Here is a 15,544-nt window from a genome sequence, read left to right as displayed (position 1 = left end):
CCCCCAGCGGGCGTGCGCCCGGTTCGGATGCGGACCCGCGTCGACCAAGCGGTAGCCGTACGGCGGCCGCCCGCCGAGAAAGCGTCCCTGATCGGCAGTCTGGTTCCGCATCGCGGCCAGCACGCGATAGCGGGCCCGCAGCACCTCCCGCTGTGATTGCCCGCCAGCAACAGCATCAACGCCTGATGCATCGGGCTTGCTGGATCTACCGGCCCGCCTGCCTCTGGCATCCACAGCTGGACGCCGTAGGGCTGAAGGAGCGGCAGGAGCTGTGTGAGCTGATCCCCGCAGAACGCTCTTTCGTACTCGCCTGATGACCTTGTGCTGAACCCAGCTGTCGAACAAAAGGACATACCTAGTTGACGCAGGAATGCGCCACCTATGACGCCACACCATGAGGCATCATGAAGAGGCTCAGCGACGTGATCAGGAAGGCGGGCATGGTCATCGATCGGTTCACCACGCCGCTGTACGGCATCGCCGAAGCTGCCGGCTACCTCGCGATCCCCGCCTCCACCTTCACCAATTGGGCCTTCGGTTACCAACGCCGTCAGCGCGACGGTCGTGCGATCCGCACTAAGCCGGTCATTACCGCCACCCGGGCAGAGCGGCCGAACGAGGCGTCCGTGCCGTTCATCGGCTTGGCCGAGGGCTATGCCCTGGCCGCATTCCGGCAGGCTGGCGTACCACTGCAGCGCATCCGGCCGGCAATCGACGCATTGCAGCGTGAACTCGGCCTGGAACACGCCCTGGCCAGCCGCCGGCTTTTCACCAACGGCGCCGAAGTCCTCTACGACTACGCCGAGCACGTCGGCGACGACTCGGCCCGCGAACTGGTCGTCGTCCGCAACAACCAACGAGTCTTCACCGAGATCGTGCAGAACTACCTGCGCCGCGTGGACTTCGCACACGACGGATACGCCGAAGTGATCACGCTTCCGCAATACCGCGTCGCCGAGGTCACGATAGATGCCCGTCACGCCTTCGGCCGGCCCCGATTCGCCCGCGGGGGCGCCAAGATCGAGGACGCGATCGACCTGTTCCGGGCCGGAGAGCCCGTCGATGTCGTAGCAGAGGAGTACGGGCTCACCCGCGACGAGATCGAGGATGTCCTGCGTGTCGCCACCCGAACAGCCGCGTAGGTTCTTCGTCGATCGCAGTCTCGGCCGAGTCGCCGTACCCAAGCTGCTGCGTGAAGCCGGGTGGGACCTGATCACCCTGGCCGAACACTACGGCGTCCCTCAAGACGAGACCATCGAAGACACCCGCTGGATCGAAGACAGCGCCAAGCTCGGCTGGGCAGTCCTCATGAAGGACAAACGCATCCGCTACCGGCAAGCGGAGATCGACGCCGTCATCGAACACCAAGCCCGCTGTTTCGTCATCACCCGCGGCGATCTCACTTCCACCGCCTACGCCGCACGCTTCATCAGCAACCAACAGGCAATCTTCGCCGCAGCGGACACCCCAGGCCCCTTCATCCGTGCCGTCCACACCGACCGTCTGGAGCGTGTGTATCCCCCACACCCCAGATAGCTGATAGGCAACGCCTCGGAAAGCACGATGTGCCCGTAAGCCGTCCAGCCGGACCGCTGGATCTCGAAAGCTCAGATCTGATCAGCCGCAGCTACGGCTTGTACGCCTTCGTACCCTTTCAAAGGGCCAGTTTCATCCCCACCAGGGGATCAGCTGAACGACCCTCTCACTCCATCGAAGCTGCAGGCGGTACCACCGCCCCATCCTCCTGCGGATGACTCGCCACCCGGCAAGGGCTCAAACCAAATTCCGGATCATGCTGCCAATGACGATCATCCACCACTCACACCTCCCGCTGCCCCTCACGACCATCGTGCACCGTCCATGCTCGAGACGACGAGCCCGCGGCCAGCAGGGCGTCCAGTGCTCCGATGACGGTTGCGGAGGCATCCGGCCTTGCCAGGGCGGCCGGGGCGAGGGACGGCCTTCTCTGGTAGTTGTCGGCAGAAAGCTGCGCCGGCATGTTCTCCCAACCAGCGAGTACGGAGAGGGCACGGGCGAGTCGCTCCAGGGCATCCACCGGCACCTCTCTATTGCGCATCCACTCGAAGTTGATCGACAGCACCGACCTGCTCACGCCGGTATAGATACTCCACACCGCCGCCGCCTCGTCTCGGCCGATGCTGAACCAGGCAGTGACAGAGGGATGGGCGGCTTCCCCGAAGTAATAGCTGCGGAAGGCCGGATGGCTCTCCGCATGCCGGTAGACGGCGAGGAGCGTGTCGGCCACGTCAGGAGGACAGTATTCGTCAAGGGCGTGGAGAAGGCTCTCCTCAGTCCACTTGGGCAGCGTCCGAATCACGCCCCTGCGCTTCGCGTCGGCCTGGGCTGGTACGGCCCCAAGGGAGCCGGCCTCGGCCGGCGGAACACTGTAGTCCGTAGCCGGCGGTGGGTCACCGAGTGCCTGGAGTATCGCGATCACAACCGACTCGAGTACGTCGATGGTCTGCTCGGCTTCCCGCACGGTGATCCGCTTCTTACGACGGAAGCTGTCCGGGTCGTGGTCGGCGGTGTGCGCGATGTTGTTCCTGCGCTTTGCGATCTCGGCGAGCTGCGTGCGTATCCCGTCAGCCGCAATCGGCTTGCTCGGGTCTTGAGCAGTCAGCTTGTCGGCGACGGTCTTCCATAGCCTGACCATGCTGACATGGGAGAAGCCCTCCGCGATCTTGTCCGGATGCTGGAAGGTCTTGAACTCGAAGAACCGTTCCAGCGCGGCACGGAACGCGTCTTCCAACGGTTCGGCGTCACGGTGTACTTTCTCCACCAACTCGACCGGAATGGACAGTTTGCTGAAATTATTCGGACGTGGGACTCCCGGCCGCTGCGCCAGAGCCACCGCCCGATCGATGATCTCTTGAGTCACCCAATGGTCGAGGGCCGCGACCGCCTGAGTCCAGGCCGCCCGGTAGAGGTCGGTGACATCGAAGGCGCCGACGCCCAACCTTTCCAAATTTCGACCGCCGTGCACGAGTTGCCGGGCATAGCCGAGATTGCGCTGGAATTGTTCGAACGCGCCTGGGAAATCACCGGCTCTGAGGAGCCGTCGGTCACGGTACTGGCGTTGCAACTCCCGATAGATGGCAGCACCCGGAAAATCATCCAATGCCTTGGCTCCGACGCTGGTGATCGCCCAGCCGTTCCTTTTGGTCATCCAGCCCAGGGATGCCGCCTCGCCGGTGCGGAAACTCATCTGAGTCCACCAGCGAATCTCGCCATGCGGATCAGAACGTTGCAGGTCACGAGGTATGTCAACGCGCCCGGAAACCGCCTCGTGCACAGCGCCGGGTGACATCGGGCCCCCGGCCTCACGCAGCACCTCCAGGGTGGCACGGAAAATCGGCACAATCTGCTCGGCGAAGGACATGTGGCACACCTCTCTATGTTCAGTTGTCAGCTTCGACCCAACAACACTCCCCAGAACACAGATATTCTGACAGGGTACGGCCATCGCACAACACGAAAATCTAATAAGTGTAATGAGCCTGTGTTCCATCGCGAGTGGACGACTCGGTGGCGTCGACAACTGCGATCCAGGCAGCACACGGCTCCGCTGCGATTCATCCAGTACATGAATGTGCATGGCTGTCCGCGATAAGCCGGGCGTAGGTCGAATCGCTCAGGCCACGCGGATGCGATGTATGGGACTGGGGATAGTGATGGGCCACGTGCGGCCGGTGGTGTTCGCCCCTCGGACACACACCGAACGCACATGTGGGGGTTCCGGAGTAATCCGGGCCTCCACATACTGCTTTTGTGGGCAGTACGTGAGCTTCAACCCGAGCTGGGTGTAGAGATCGGCCTTGTCGTCGGGTCCGCTCACCTACCAGCCGCACCAGATCGCCGACCCCCTCGATCATCGATCCGATCTCCGCGACGCTGATGCGCTGCGTGGCCGGGGCTGCCTTGAGTTCGCCTTCCAGGCGGGCACGTTCGCTCTTCGTCTCGTTGATCCATCCGGCAATCTCGATGGGATCCCTCCGGCGCCGAAGGCAAAGCAGTACTGACTGAGCTTGCGATCAGACTTCGACAGGCGTTTACGCAGGTCGATCAGGCCCGTCTCATTGCGGTCGCTCACCTGCTCGGCCATGGCCGCGATCGTGTGCTCCGACCTGTCCGGCCCGAACGCTGCCCTCGAACGGTTCTTTCGGCGGGCGCGAGGGGTGACATCTCGGGTCGCCACCACTGACGCCCTCGGCACGGTCAGCCCCGCATCCCTTCGACCATGAGCACCCGGGCCGCCTCCATCTCGGTCGCCGCACGGACTTCGACGAGCTCGTTCTCGTGCCGCAGGATGGTGACGATCCCGGTCAGCAACGTGAGTCGGCGGATGCGGTCGCGGGCGATGACCTGCCGGTCAACCGAGAACACCTCGGCATGGTCGTTCTCGTCCTCGCCATATGTCCAAGCGCGGCCGCTGACCCCGGGAGCGGGCCTGAGCAGGACAGTGCGGACGCTGGCGGGATCCAGCCGGCAGGTGGGTGCGTCGTGCGGGTTCAGCTCCTTGCCAATGCGCATGCTCACCCGCAACTGCACGGCGTACCGATCGAGCTCCGACTGCGGCCAGGCTTTGATCTTGCTGGGCAGGTTGCCGAGCATGTCCATACGCAGGTCGCCCAGTGTCTCCTCGATGCGTCGCCAAGCGTCAGCCGTCTCCTGAGGAATGACCGGGTAGCTGGTGAACTCGTCATGCGAAACGCGCTCCGGTGGAGCGGAAGGGGCAAGCCGGAGTGGAGGCTCGGACCCGGCTGAGGGAAGCAGTGCGGGCCACAGGTCCGGCCTGACCATCATGGTGTCAGGGGTCGGCGGGAGAACGTCACGCATCCTCTCGGGATCCCATCCGGTCCTCTCCGTTTCCGCGCGCAGAACCGGGCCGGCGGTATCGGCAAGCGGCCAGAACCTCAGCAGCCACGCCTCTTCGACGGCCTCGCTCACGTTCTCGTCGTAGTCGGCCGGCTGGGTGCGTATGGGGCCGGTGTAGGCACGCACGCCGTAGGCGAAGAACGGCGGCCCCAGCAGCAGGGCCTGCCCCGAAGGGCTGTACGAGAGGCCGCACAGCAGCACCGTGCCGCCCGGGCTGAGGTAGATGACCTGCCCGGCCTCTGCCCAGGGCTCGCCGGGCGCGGGAGGCTCGGCGTCCCATGCCTCCATCCGGACACGCGCCGTACGCGCCCGCGCTTGGCTCTTGATCCTTAGCTGCCCGAGGGCGATCGCGCCCGGCCCGGCCAGCAACGAGCCGGCCTCTTCCTCCTCGGCCTCCGTGCCGAGCCCGGATCCGTCGCGCAGGTCGAAGAGGCCGTACGAGATCGGCACCTCGTCCTCGACACCTCGAAGCAGTCCGGCCATTGCCCCTCCAACGTGATCATGTGCTGGTGGATCGAGACCCTAGCGGGCCCGGGCGACAATCCAGACGGAGATCATCGTCCGATGGCAACGCCGATCGCGCTGCTCCCGGTGCCGGACTCCGGCCGTCTGCTGAGATCGTCACAGCCTCTGCCTGTACGCGCTCCTTCAGCCGCATCAGATCCCCGGCTCTGACCCCCAGACCGTGCCAGGTGGTCTAACACAGCGTTGTGCGGTAGCGGTGGTATTCGGTCTGTGCGGAAGGGTGGGTGGGGTTGCGGTCAGGGGGATAGGTGGGTGGCGATGCCGTCGAGGATGTAGTCGAGGCCCGCGTCGAAGGTGGTGTCGGCGTCGGGGTGGGTGGCGTCCTGGAAGACTTTGACCAGTGTCGGATAGCGGCCGGTGGCCAGCATGCGGCTCATGTACGGGCCGTACGCCGTCTGCCACTGTTGTTTGTCCGAGCCGGTGGCGCGTTCGGCGCGCTGTTCGCTGGTTTGGCTTCGAACGGCGCCGATGACGTAGGCGTTCACCGCGCTGACGGCCTGCATCACGGCGTCGATGCCGGCGAAGCCGGGGGCCCTGTCGAGGGCGGCGAACGAAGCCTCCATGTATGCCAGCGCGTTGGGGCCGATGTGCGGCCGGCCGCCGAGTAGGTCGGCGAACCACTCGTGGCGGCGGGCGGCCTGTGCGGTGCGGTGCGCGAGGGAGCGCAGGGTCGCTCGCCAGTCATCGCCTACCGGTGCTGATGAGGTGATTTCGCCGTACACCATGTCGACCATCAGGTCCAGTAGCTCGTCCTTGGTGGACAGGTAGCCGTACAGCCGCATGGGGCCGGCGTCGAGCGCGGTGGCGACTTTGCGCAAGGACACCGCGCCGAGGCCGTCGGCGTCGGCGAGTTCGATGGCGGCGCGGACGATCCGGTCTCTGTCCAGCGGGCTCGGCGCCGGTCGGTGTGGGGGCTCCGGCCGCTCCCAGACAAGCGTCGGCTCGTCGTCGGTGGTATCCCGTCCTGCCGTCATCGCCCTCGTCTTCCGTCCATCTGTGCGCCAGGCCAACGATACACCACTACTATGCGATACAGCGTATTGTGCAATACAGTGTATCGATCGAGGAGGTGGTCATGTTGACATCGGTGTCGGTGATCGGCGGTGGGCTGTCCGCTGGCGTGTTCCTCGGCCGGCATGGCCGGAGACGGCGGGGGCGCTTGCTGAAGGCGGTGCTGGTGTTCCTGGGCGCTCTCGCATTTCCCTGGACCACGGCGGTTCCCGCGTTCGCCGACGGCGCGTTCGACGGCGGTGACATCCATGTCGCGCAGACCCTCGGTGACCGCGAGCTGACGGTGGTGATCCGCCGGGTGGAGCCGGTGCCCGGGCCGGTGTACGTCGACGTGGTCTCCCACGCGGGCGACCCGCCCGGTGAACTGGCGCTGCGGCTGAGCCAGGACGGCGAACAGACCGGCGCGACGACCGTGCGACTCGGCGCGCAGCCGGGCTTCCACCGCGCCGGCGCACTCGCGGTGTCGGGAGCCGGCCTGTGGGAGCTGGCGATCGACGACGGCATGCGGGTCGCGACGATCCCCTTCGTCGTGCCCGCCCGGGTGATGTCGCCGTGGCAGAACGCGGCGTACGGGGGCTTCGTCGGCGCGGGTCTGCTGATGATGGTGACGCTGGTGGTCGCGGTCCGCCTGCGTGCCGCCGCCGCGCTGGCACCCGCGGCGGGCACGGTGGCGGCGCTGGCCGTGGCGGTGACGGCGGTGGTGCTCTCGTGGAGCGTGCCGCCGCTGCCGCCGCCGGGCTCGGAGCTGGACCCCACCGCCGACAACATCGCCGCCCCCTACGCCACCGCGCCGTCGCCCACCGCGGACAACTCACGGCCGCCGGTGAATGTGGTGTCGGACCTGCGCGACGGGGACCTGCGACTGGCGCTGACCGACTCGTCGACAGGACACCCGGTCGACGATCTGCTGGTGCACGACGCCGCGTTCGTGCACCTGGCGGTCGTGTCGCCGGCGGGGAGGCTGTGGCACCTGCACCCGGTCCGGGCGGGGCCCGGTGGCTACCGGGTCACGTTCACCGCCCCGGAGACGGGTCGCTACGCGGTGGCGGCGGAGATCGCCCGGCGGGGTGGCGGCAGGCAACTGCTCCGGACTTCGATCGTTCTCGACGCCGCAGGGGGCGTGGCGCCGGCCACGCAGAACGACACCGTGGATCGCCGCATCGCGCCCGCCGGGTCGCCCAGCACCCTCACCGCGAGATTCGGCACGCAGGACCTGCAGCCCTGGCTGGGGATGGCCGGTCACATGATCGTGGTGGGGCCCGTCACCGGCGCGGTCGCGGATGCGCCGATCTGGGCTCACGTCCACTCGATGCTCCCGAGTACGCGGGACCAGCCGGACGAGAGCGTCGCCGCGTTCGGCCCCGACGTGCCGTTCACCTACACCTTCCCGCTGCCCGGCCGATACCTCGTGTGGATCCAGGCCGAGCGCGGCTACTCGGTGCGCACCGTGCCCGCGAGCGTGAACGTACCCGAGCCCGGAAAGGCGTCACCATGAACACGCGAACCGGCTTCGCGGCAGCGGTGGTGTTGTTGCTGGCGGGGGTTCTGCTGGTGATGCAACCCTGGCGGAAGGACACGGACAGCGCCACCACGCTGAAGACCTCAACCGCCTCGTACACCGTGCATCTGGTCACGAACCGGCCGCGCGCCGGCGCCAACACGTTCGACCTTGAGATCAAGGACCGAGACGGCGCACCGTCCGCCATGGACGAGGTCACCCTTCAACCCGTGATGCCCCATATGGGCCACGCCTACCCGCCTGTCACAGCCGCCCAGCTCGCGCCGGGCCGTTACCGCGCGGAGAACGCGGTGTTGCCGATGTCCGGCATGTGGCGGATCACCGTCACGCTGCACGGCGCTCACGGCGTCGAACAGGGCGTTTTCCCCCTGATGGTCAAGTGAAAGGAAGAGACATGGACATCACCGCGCCGTCCGCTCGAACGGACGGGACGGCCAGGACCACATCGAAAGGACTGCCCTCAGCCGGTGCCTTGCTCAGCGGAACGCTGCTGTCGCTGACCGGGCTCGTCTGGGACATCCAGTGGCACTACGACGTCGGGCCCGACACCTTCTTCACGTTGCCGCACCTCCTGCTGTACGCGGGCAGCGCCGTGGCCGGAGTGACGAGCCTGGTCGTGGTGCTGGCGGCCACCGCCGCGGAACGGGGCGGACACCCGGTGGACCCGGTCATCGGCGGCCACGCCGTCGGCGTGTTCGGTCGTACGTTCACCGCTCCGGTCGGCTATCTGGTCTCGGGGGTCGGCGCCGCGTTGTTCCTGATCTACGGTTTATGGGATCAGTGGTGGCACGGGCTGTACGGATTCGACGCGGTGCTGGAATCACCGCCGCACATGGGGTTCCTGCTCTCCATCACGCTGACGATGGCCGGCGCCGTGATGGTGTCCTCGGCCGCCCGAGACCAGAGGTGGGGTGCGGTCACCGCGGTCGTCGGGCTCGCCGTACTCCTCGGATTCAGCACGGCGACCACCAGTGGGCTGAGCGCCCTCGGCGGCGGCGTGGTCGACCTTCCGACGATCGGGCTGACTTTCATGTCGGTGCTGACCGTGGTGATGGGTGCCCGGCTGTTCGACCGGCGGGGCGGCGCGTTCAGCGTCGCCGGGGTATTGGCCGCGCTCCAGGCGTTCTACTGGTGGTTCTCTCCGTGGGCCACCCGGGTCTACGCGGACTCGATCGACCTGCCGATGCGCGACTACGTCACCGGCGTGCCGGTGATGATGCCGATGTGCCTGCTGCTGGCCGCCGGCGTCGTGGAGCTGCTGCTGGCCCGCGCCCGGCGCCAGGACCGGTCCGCCGTCCGCTATGGCCTTATAGCGGGTGGAATAGGAGGCTTTATCGTCACAGCGACGGCGCCTCTGCAGGCAGCCCTGTTCCTGGGCGCCCCTCCGGGCACCGACTCCACCGCCGTGGACATGACCGCCGGAGCGATTCTCGGCCTGGTCGTCACGGTGGTCGGCGCTCTGGCGGCAGGTGTGGCCGCCGGTTTCCTCGGCGTTCGTTTCGGCGACATGCTGCGGCGGCTCGCCCCGGCGCGGGAAGGGAGGTAGCGCCATGCGCAGGACCGCGTTGACACTGCTCAACCTGATCGGAGCGATCGGCCTGATCAGCGTGATGGCCGGTGCACCGGCCATGGCGCAGCCGTACGAGCCGGTGAAGGTCGTCCACAGCGAGCAGGTGCAGGCTGGACCGTACCGGCTCACCGCCGGCTTCAGCACCTGGCCCCTGAAAGCGATGCAGTCGCTCGACTTCACGTTCGCCCCCGACGGCGGCATCGGCGGCAAGAGCGGCACTCTCACCTTGATCGCGCCCGACGGTGGCGTGCAGCAGAACAACCTCGTCCGCCACCCGCGCAATCGCAAGGTGTGGGGCCTGGACATCCACGCGTTGCCGCAGCAAGGACGGTGGACGATGCGATTCGCCCTCAACGGTCCCAGCGGATCGGGAACGGGGGATGTGGCGATCACCGTACTCGAGCAACCGGGTCCGCCCCTGGGGATCAGCTGGGCGATCAGCTCGTTGCCCTTGCTCGGGCTGGTCACGCTGATCGTCACCGGATGGCGGCGAACCTGGCCGCCATCAGCTCAGCCGCAGGAAGAACGCCCCTGACGACACACAGGATCGCCACGGTGCGAAACCGCTGACCCTTCACTCCCACTCTTGCCGAGCCTATCGACATTCGATAGATTTTCATCGTAATTCGATGGAAGGAGTGGCATGGGAAAGCTGGCAGTGCGTGCGCTTCGCGTTGTGCTGGTGGCGGTGTTCGCCGGCACCGTGTTCGTACAGGTATTGATGGTGTGGGTGTTGGTCAGTGGGAGCGACCCGGAGGACGGGTCGCTCCCACTGACCCCGCTGCGCGTGATCGCGGTCCTGGGCATGGTGTCGGTCCAGGTCGCCCTGTTCGGCGTGTGGCGGCTGGTGACGATGGTGCGACGGGGCACCGTGTTCTCCCCCGCCGCCTTCCGGTACGTGGACGCCGTGATCGGCGCGATCGTGGCGGCTGCCCTCCTGTGGTTCACGGTCACGGCCATCAATGCGCCGGGCCAGCGGGACGACCCGGGCGTCACCGTCATCATGGGCGGGATCGGGCTGGCCATTCTGGGGGTCGCGCTCATCGTGCTCGTGCTGCGGATGCTGCTCGCCCAGGCCGTCGCGCGCGACGTCGAAGCGGTGCGGCTGCGGGCCGAGTTGGACGAGGTCATCTGATGCCGATCGTCGTCGACATCGACGTGATGCTGGCCAAGCGGAAGATGTCGGTGGGCGAACTCGCGGGCCGCGTAGGGATCACGCCCGCCAACCTGGCGGTGCTCAAGAACGGCCGCGCCAAGGCGGTGCGCTTCACGACGCTCGCCATGCTCTGCGAGGCACTCGAGTGCCAGCCGGGCGACCTGCTGCGCTGGGAGGCGGAGGACGCCGCGGGCGGATGAGGTGCCTCGGAGCCGGCGCCCTTGATGTCGCGGTGTGCTGGGGCTGACTACGCAGTCGCGCGGTACTCATGAGGGCGCTCTCCGATCTTGTGGATGCCATGCCTGAGCCATGGATCTTGCCGCTGGTGCGGTCAAAGGCGGGGCTTCAGGGTGGAATGTGCGAGAGGTAAGGTGAGGTGTTGTGATGACGTTTCGGATCAGTGAGGCCGCAGCGCTGCTCGGGGTCAGCTCGGACACCGTCCGCCGGTGGGTGGACGCGGGCCGGCTGGGGGCCGAGCGGGACGAGCACGGCCACCGGCGGGTGAACGGCGCGGATCTGGCCGCGTTCGCCCGCTCGCAGATCGAGGAGACCGACAGCGGTGGTCGCACCTCGGCGCGTAACCGCTTTCGCGGGATCGTCACCGAGGTGATCCGTGATGCGGTGATGGCACAGGTGGAGATCGCCGCGGGGCCGTTTCGGGTGGTGTCGCTGATGAGCCGCCAGGCCGCCGATGAGCTGGGCCTGGAGGCGGGGGTGGTGGCGGTCGCCGTGATCAAGTCCACCAACGTCGTCGTGGAGATTCCCGGTCACGAACGCGTGGCCAGTCACTTGTGAGGAGCCCCGTTGGTGTTCAGGCGTCTTTCCCGCTGGGCGATCGCCCTGCCCGTCGTGCTCGCGCTCGCGGGCCTGACCGGTTGCGGTTCCGGCGAACCGGCTACTTCCGCGTCGGCTTCCGCCGGTGGCGAGGCCAAGGAGGTGACCGTGTTCGCGGCGGCGTCGCTGACCGGGACGTTCACCGAACTCGGCAAGGTCTTCGAGGCCGCGCATCCTGGTACGACGGTGCGGTTCAACTTCGGCTCCAGCGCGACCCTGGCCCAGCAGATCGTCCAGGGCGCTCCGGCGGACGTGTTCGCCGCTGCCAGCCCGGCCACCATGAAGACGGTCAGCGACGCGTCGCCGGCAAGCTCGCCGAGCACGTTCGTACGCAACAAGCTGCAGATCGCCGTGCCGGCCGACAACCCGGCCAAGGTGGACGATCTGAAGGACCTGACCGACACCAAGGTGAAGGTGGCGCTCTGCGCCGAGCAGGTGCCGTGCGGCGCGGCGGCGGTCAAGGCGCTGGACGCGGCCGGGCTGAAGGTCACGCCGGTCACCCTGGAGCAGGACGTCAAGGCCACGCTGACCAAGGTGGAGCTGGGCGAGGTGGACGCGGCACTGGTCTACAAGACCGACGTGATCGCCTCGGCGGGCAAGGTGCGGGGCATCGAGTTCCCGGAGGCGGACCAGGCGATCAACGACTACCCCATCGCCACCCTGGCGAAGGCCCCGGCCGGTGCGGCGGCCCAGCAGTTCGTGGACCTGGTGCTGTCGCAGCAGGGCAAGGACGTGCTGACCAAGGCCGGCTTCGAGGCCCCCTGATCCGCCGATGAGCTCTTCTGCGCCGGAGCGGCTTGACCCGGTGGGCCCGCGTCGCGGGCTCACCGGCCGTCGGCCCGCGGGCCGTGCGGCCTCCGGGCGGCTGCCCTGGGTGCTGGTGTTGCCCGCGGTGCTGGGGCTGGTGTTCCTGGTGCTGCCGCTGGCCGGGCTGCTGATCCGCGCCCCCTGGCCCACGCTCCTGGCGCGGCTGGCCGAGCCGCACGTGCTGGAGGCGCTGCGGCTGTCGCTGGTGTGCGCCACTGTGGCCACGGCGGTGTGCCTGCTGCTCGGCGTACCGCTGGCCTGGCTGCTGGCCCGGGTGGACTTCCCCGGACGGCGGCTGGTCCGGGCGCTGGTGACCGTGCCGCTGGTGCTGCCGCCGGTGGTCGGCGGCGTCGCGCTGCTGCTCGTCCTCGGGCGGCGCGGGCTGGTCGGGCAGTGGCTGGAGGCCACCTTCGGGATCACGCTGCCGTTCACCACCGCAGGGGTGATCATCGCCGAGGCGTTCGTCGCGATGCCGTTCCTGGTCATCAGTGTCGAGGGCGCGCTGCGCGGCGCCGACCAGCGCTTCGAGGAGGCCGCCGCCACCCTCGGCGCCTCCCGCTGGACGATCTTCCGGCGGGTGACGCTGCCGCTCATCATGCCCGGGGTCGTGGCCGGCGCGGTGCTGTGCTGGGCGCGGGCGCTGGGAGAGTTCGGCGCCACGATCACGTTCGCGGGCAACTTCCCCGGCACCACCCGCACCATGCCGCTGGCCGTCTATTTGGCCCTGGAGACCGAGCCGGAGGCGGCGATCGTGCTCAGCCTGGTCCTGCTGGCCGTCTCCGTCATCGTCCTGGCCAGCCTGCGGGATCGGTGGGTGAGCGCGCCATGAGTCTGCGGGGCCGCCTGATCGTCACCCGGCCCGCTTTCCGGCTGGACCTCACCTTGGAAGTCGCGCCGGGCGAGGTGGTCGCGCTGCTCGGCCCGAACGGCGCGGGCAAGACCACCGCTCTGCGCGCCCTGGCCGGGCTGACCGCCATGTCCGAGGGGCAGATCAGCCTGGACGGTCAGCCACTGCACGTGCTGGCCGCCGAGCAACGGCCGATCGGCATGGTCTTCCAGGACTATCTGCTCTTCCCGCACCTGTCGGCGCTGGACAACGTCGCCTTCGGCCCGCGCTGCCAGGGAGTGGCCAAGGCCGAGGCCCGCCGTACCGCCGCCGCCCTCCTCGAGCGTGTCGGCCTGGCCGGGCACGCTGCCGCCAAGCCCCGCCAACTGTCCGGCGGGCAGGCGCAGCGGGTGGCGCTGGCCCGCGCGCTGGCCGTACGACCGCGACTGCTGTTGCTGGATGAGCCGCTCGCCGCGCTGGACGCGCACACCCGACTGGAGATCCGTTCCGAGTTGCGCCGCCATCTGGCCGACTTCGACGGCGTCACCGTCCTGGTCACCCACGACCCCCTCGACGCCATGGTGCTGGCCGACCGGCTGATCGTCATCGAACACGGCGCCATCGTCCAGCAAGGCGCCCCCGGCGAGGTGGCCCGCCGCCCGCGCACCGACTACGTGGCCCGCCTGGTCGGGCTCAACCTGTATCGCGGCGTGGCCGACGGAACCGGGGTCAAGGTCGGCGAGTTGCTCCTGCACAGCTCCGAGCATCTCGACGGAGCCGCGTTCGTCGCCTTCCCGCCCGCCGCCGTGGCGCTGTACCGCACCCGGCCGGACGGCAGCCCGCGCAACCTCTGGCGGGCGCGCATCGACGGCATCGAGCGCCACGGCGACAACGTCCGCGTCCACCTCGACGGGCCGATCGCGGCCTTCGCCGACATCACCCCCGCCGCCGTCGCCGACCTCGACCTGACCCCCGGCCAGCAGATCTGGGCCTCGGTCAAGGCCACCGAAACCCACGCCTACCCGGCATGAGCACCGAGCGGGGGACCGCGTCAGGCTCCGCCGGTCGGACCCGTATCGGCATAGGCGGCTCCTATCATCCGATAGACACAAACGCTTTGACCTGGGGATACGCGTCGGCGGACAGTGAGATCACCCCACCGACGAGGAGCGAAGCTCATGGCCAAGGTGCTGTGCGTGCTGTACGACGACCCGATCGACGGATACCCCGCCTCCTACGCCCGCGACGGCCTGCCCGAGTTGTCCGGATACCCGGGCGGCCAGACCCTGCCCAGCCCCAAGGGCATCGACTTCACCCCGGGGCACCTGCTCGGCAGCGTCTCGGGCGAGCTGGGCCTGCGCCGCTTCCTGGAGGAGCGCGGCCACACGCTGGTCGTCACCTCCGACAAGGACGGCGACGACTCCGCCTTCGACCGGGAGCTGGCCGACGCCGATGTGGTGATCTCCCAGCCGTTCTGGCCCGCGTACCTGACCGCGGAGCGCATCGCCCGCGCACCCGAGCTCAAGCTGGCCGTCACCGCCGGCATCGGTTCTGACCACGTCGACCTCGACGCCGCCATCGCCCATGGCGTCACCGTCGCCGAGGTCACCTACTGCAACAGCATCAGCGTCGCCGAGCACGTCGTGATGATGATCCTGTCCCTGGTCCGCGACTACCTGCCCGCGCACCGGACCGTGCTGGACGGCGGCTGGAACATCGCCGACCGCGTCGCCCGCTCCTACGACCTGGAGGGGATGCACGTCGGCACCGTCGCCGCCGGCCGCATCGGCACGGCCGTGCTACGCCGCCTCAAGCCGTTCGACGTGCACCTGCACTACACCGACCGGCACCGCCTGCCGGCCGAGGTCGAGGAGGAGCTCGGGCTCACCTTCCACCCCGACGCCGCCGCCATGGTCCCGCACTGCGACGTGGTGACCGTCAACGCCCCGCTGCACCCGGAGACCGAGGGCCTGTTCGACGACGCGCTGCTCGCCACCATGAAGCGCGGCGCGTACCTGATCAACACCGCCCGCGCCAAGATCGCCGACCGCGACGCGATCGTGCGCGCCCTGCAGAGCGGGCAACTCGCCGGGTACGCCGGCGACGTCTGGTATCCCCAGCCCGCCCCGGCCGACCACCCCTGGCGGACGATGCCGCACCACGGCATGACCCCGCACATCTCCGGCTCGTCCTTGTCCGCCCAGACCCGCTACGCCGCCGGCACCCGCGAGATCCTCGAAGCCTGGCTGGCGGGGACCCCCATCCGCGAGGAGTACCTCATCGTCGAGGGCGGCGCCCTGGCCGGAGCCGGCGCGCACTCCTACAGCACCCGCCAGAAGTAGCGGGGCGGCGCGGGTCACACATGAACGCGTGCGGCGCAGCGGCGCACGGCCGCGGTGC

At 68.4% G+C, this 15,544-nt stretch carries 16 protein-coding genes; 13 read left to right on the top strand and 3 right to left on the bottom strand.

Annotation, left to right across the window (positions count from 1 at the left end):
• Positions 1-404 precede the first annotated feature (404 nt).
• Positions 405-1,142 carry a DUF433 domain-containing protein gene (locus IEY87_RS07475; protein ID WP_189137742.1) on the top strand — a complete coding sequence of 246 codons (738 nt, stop codon included), beginning with the start codon at positions 405-407 and terminating at the stop codon, positions 1,140-1,142.
• Positions 1,117-1,536, top strand: a complete 420-nt coding sequence (locus IEY87_RS07470) for a PIN-like domain-containing protein (protein WP_189137741.1) — start codon at positions 1,117-1,119, stop codon at positions 1,534-1,536. The genes IEY87_RS07475 and IEY87_RS07470 overlap by 26 nt, the downstream gene beginning before the upstream one ends.
• 283 nt (positions 1,537-1,819) lie before the next feature.
• Here the strand turns inward: IEY87_RS07470 and IEY87_RS07465 are convergent, their stop codons facing one another.
• From IEY87_RS07465 to IEY87_RS07455, 3 genes are all read right to left on the bottom strand, one after another.
• Entirely contained in the window at positions 1,820-3,400 is a 1,581-nt protein-coding gene (locus IEY87_RS07465; protein WP_189137740.1) for a hypothetical protein, read from the bottom strand.
• An 836-nt stretch (positions 3,401-4,236) separates the two neighbouring features.
• A complete protein-coding gene (locus IEY87_RS07460; RefSeq protein WP_189137739.1) occupies positions 4,237-5,379 on the bottom strand; it encodes a hypothetical protein in 1,143 nt (380 codons plus the stop codon).
• 278 nt (positions 5,380-5,657) lie between these two features.
• A complete protein-coding gene (locus tag IEY87_RS07455; protein ID WP_189137738.1) occupies positions 5,658-6,395 on the bottom strand; it encodes a TetR/AcrR family transcriptional regulator in 738 nt (245 codons plus the stop codon).
• Between the two features lie 101 nt (positions 6,396-6,496).
• Between IEY87_RS07455 and IEY87_RS07450 the strand changes: the two genes are divergently transcribed.
• From IEY87_RS07450 to IEY87_RS07400, 11 genes are all read left to right on the top strand, one after another.
• Positions 6,497-7,927, top strand: a complete 1,431-nt coding sequence (locus tag IEY87_RS07450) for a DUF8832 domain-containing protein (protein ID WP_225277112.1) — start codon at positions 6,497-6,499, stop codon at positions 7,925-7,927.
• Complete coding sequence (locus IEY87_RS07445; protein ID WP_189137737.1) at positions 7,924-8,334, top strand: FixH family protein; 411 nt, start codon at positions 7,924-7,926, stop codon at positions 8,332-8,334. The genes IEY87_RS07450 and IEY87_RS07445 overlap by 4 nt, the downstream gene beginning before the upstream one ends.
• An 11-nt stretch (positions 8,335-8,345) precedes the next feature.
• Positions 8,346-9,497, top strand: coding sequence for a hypothetical protein (locus IEY87_RS07440; protein ID WP_189137736.1), 1,152 nt, complete (start codon positions 8,346-8,348; stop codon positions 9,495-9,497).
• A gap of 4 nt (positions 9,498-9,501) precedes the next feature.
• Positions 9,502-10,056: a hypothetical protein gene (locus IEY87_RS07435; RefSeq protein ID WP_189137735.1), complete on the top strand. Its 555-nt coding sequence runs from the start codon at positions 9,502-9,504 to the stop codon at positions 10,054-10,056.
• A gap of 108 nt (positions 10,057-10,164) precedes the next feature.
• A complete protein-coding gene (locus IEY87_RS07430) occupies positions 10,165-10,656 on the top strand; it encodes a DUF2975 domain-containing protein (RefSeq protein WP_189137734.1) in 492 nt (163 codons plus the stop codon).
• The gene (locus tag IEY87_RS07425) at positions 10,656-10,877 is read left to right on the top strand and encodes a helix-turn-helix domain-containing protein (RefSeq protein WP_189137733.1); all 222 of its coding nucleotides are present in this window, start codon (positions 10,656-10,658) and stop codon (positions 10,875-10,877) included. Before IEY87_RS07430 ends, IEY87_RS07425 begins: the two co-directional genes overlap by 1 nt.
• A 181-nt stretch (positions 10,878-11,058) precedes the next feature.
• Positions 11,059-11,472 (top strand): TOBE domain-containing protein, encoded by a 414-nt coding sequence (locus IEY87_RS07420; RefSeq protein ID WP_189137732.1) that lies wholly within the window; start codon positions 11,059-11,061, stop codon positions 11,470-11,472.
• Positions 11,473-11,481: 9 nt separating this feature from the next.
• Positions 11,482-12,276, top strand: a complete 795-nt coding sequence (gene modA / locus IEY87_RS07415) for a molybdate ABC transporter substrate-binding protein (RefSeq protein ID WP_189137731.1) — start codon at positions 11,482-11,484, stop codon at positions 12,274-12,276.
• 7 nt (positions 12,277-12,283) lie between these two features.
• Entirely contained in the window at positions 12,284-13,147 is an 864-nt protein-coding gene (gene modB / locus IEY87_RS07410; RefSeq protein WP_189137730.1) for a molybdate ABC transporter permease subunit, read from the top strand.
• A complete protein-coding gene (locus IEY87_RS07405) occupies positions 13,144-14,175 on the top strand; it encodes an ABC transporter ATP-binding protein (RefSeq protein WP_189137729.1) in 1,032 nt (343 codons plus the stop codon). The genes modB and IEY87_RS07405 overlap by 4 nt, the downstream gene beginning before the upstream one ends.
• 147 nt (positions 14,176-14,322) lie before the next feature.
• Positions 14,323-15,486 carry an NAD-dependent formate dehydrogenase gene (locus tag IEY87_RS07400; RefSeq protein ID WP_189137728.1) on the top strand — a complete coding sequence of 388 codons (1,164 nt, stop codon included), beginning with the start codon at positions 14,323-14,325 and terminating at the stop codon, positions 15,484-15,486.
• Positions 15,487-15,544 lie beyond the last annotated feature (58 nt).

Source organism: Nonomuraea glycinis (genome assembly GCF_014646515.1).
Lineage (GTDB): Bacteria > Actinomycetota > Actinomycetes > Streptosporangiales > Streptosporangiaceae > Nonomuraea > Nonomuraea glycinis.
The sequence above is the reverse complement of the archived record's forward strand: the minus strand, read 5'-3'. Positions and strand labels throughout refer to the sequence as shown.

Coding starts and splice junctions, on each gene's coding strand:
- IEY87_RS07475 (WP_189137742.1), top strand. CDS start 405: ATGAAGAGGCTCAGCGACGTGATCAGGAAGGCGGGCATGGTCATCGAT.
- IEY87_RS07465 (WP_189137740.1), bottom strand. CDS start 3,400: ATGTCCTTCGCCGAGCAGATTGTGCCGATTTTCCGTGCCACCCTGGAG.
- IEY87_RS07460 (WP_189137739.1), bottom strand. CDS start 5,379: ATGGCCGGACTGCTTCGAGGTGTCGAGGACGAGGTGCCGATCTCGTAC.
- IEY87_RS07455 (WP_189137738.1), bottom strand. CDS start 6,395: ATGACGGCAGGACGGGATACCACCGACGACGAGCCGACGCTTGTCTGG.
- IEY87_RS07450 (WP_225277112.1), top strand. CDS start 6,497: ATGTTGACATCGGTGTCGGTGATCGGCGGTGGGCTGTCCGCTGGCGTG.
- IEY87_RS07445 (WP_189137737.1), top strand. CDS start 7,924: ATGAACACGCGAACCGGCTTCGCGGCAGCGGTGGTGTTGTTGCTGGCG.
- IEY87_RS07440 (WP_189137736.1), top strand. CDS start 8,346: ATGGACATCACCGCGCCGTCCGCTCGAACGGACGGGACGGCCAGGACC.
- IEY87_RS07435 (WP_189137735.1), top strand. CDS start 9,502: ATGCGCAGGACCGCGTTGACACTGCTCAACCTGATCGGAGCGATCGGC.
- IEY87_RS07430 (WP_189137734.1), top strand. CDS start 10,165: ATGGGAAAGCTGGCAGTGCGTGCGCTTCGCGTTGTGCTGGTGGCGGTG.
- IEY87_RS07425 (WP_189137733.1), top strand. CDS start 10,656: ATGCCGATCGTCGTCGACATCGACGTGATGCTGGCCAAGCGGAAGATG.
- modB (WP_189137730.1), top strand. CDS start 12,284: ATGAGCTCTTCTGCGCCGGAGCGGCTTGACCCGGTGGGCCCGCGTCGC.
- IEY87_RS07405 (WP_189137729.1), top strand. CDS start 13,144: ATGAGTCTGCGGGGCCGCCTGATCGTCACCCGGCCCGCTTTCCGGCTG.
- IEY87_RS07400 (WP_189137728.1), top strand. CDS start 14,323: ATGGCCAAGGTGCTGTGCGTGCTGTACGACGACCCGATCGACGGATAC.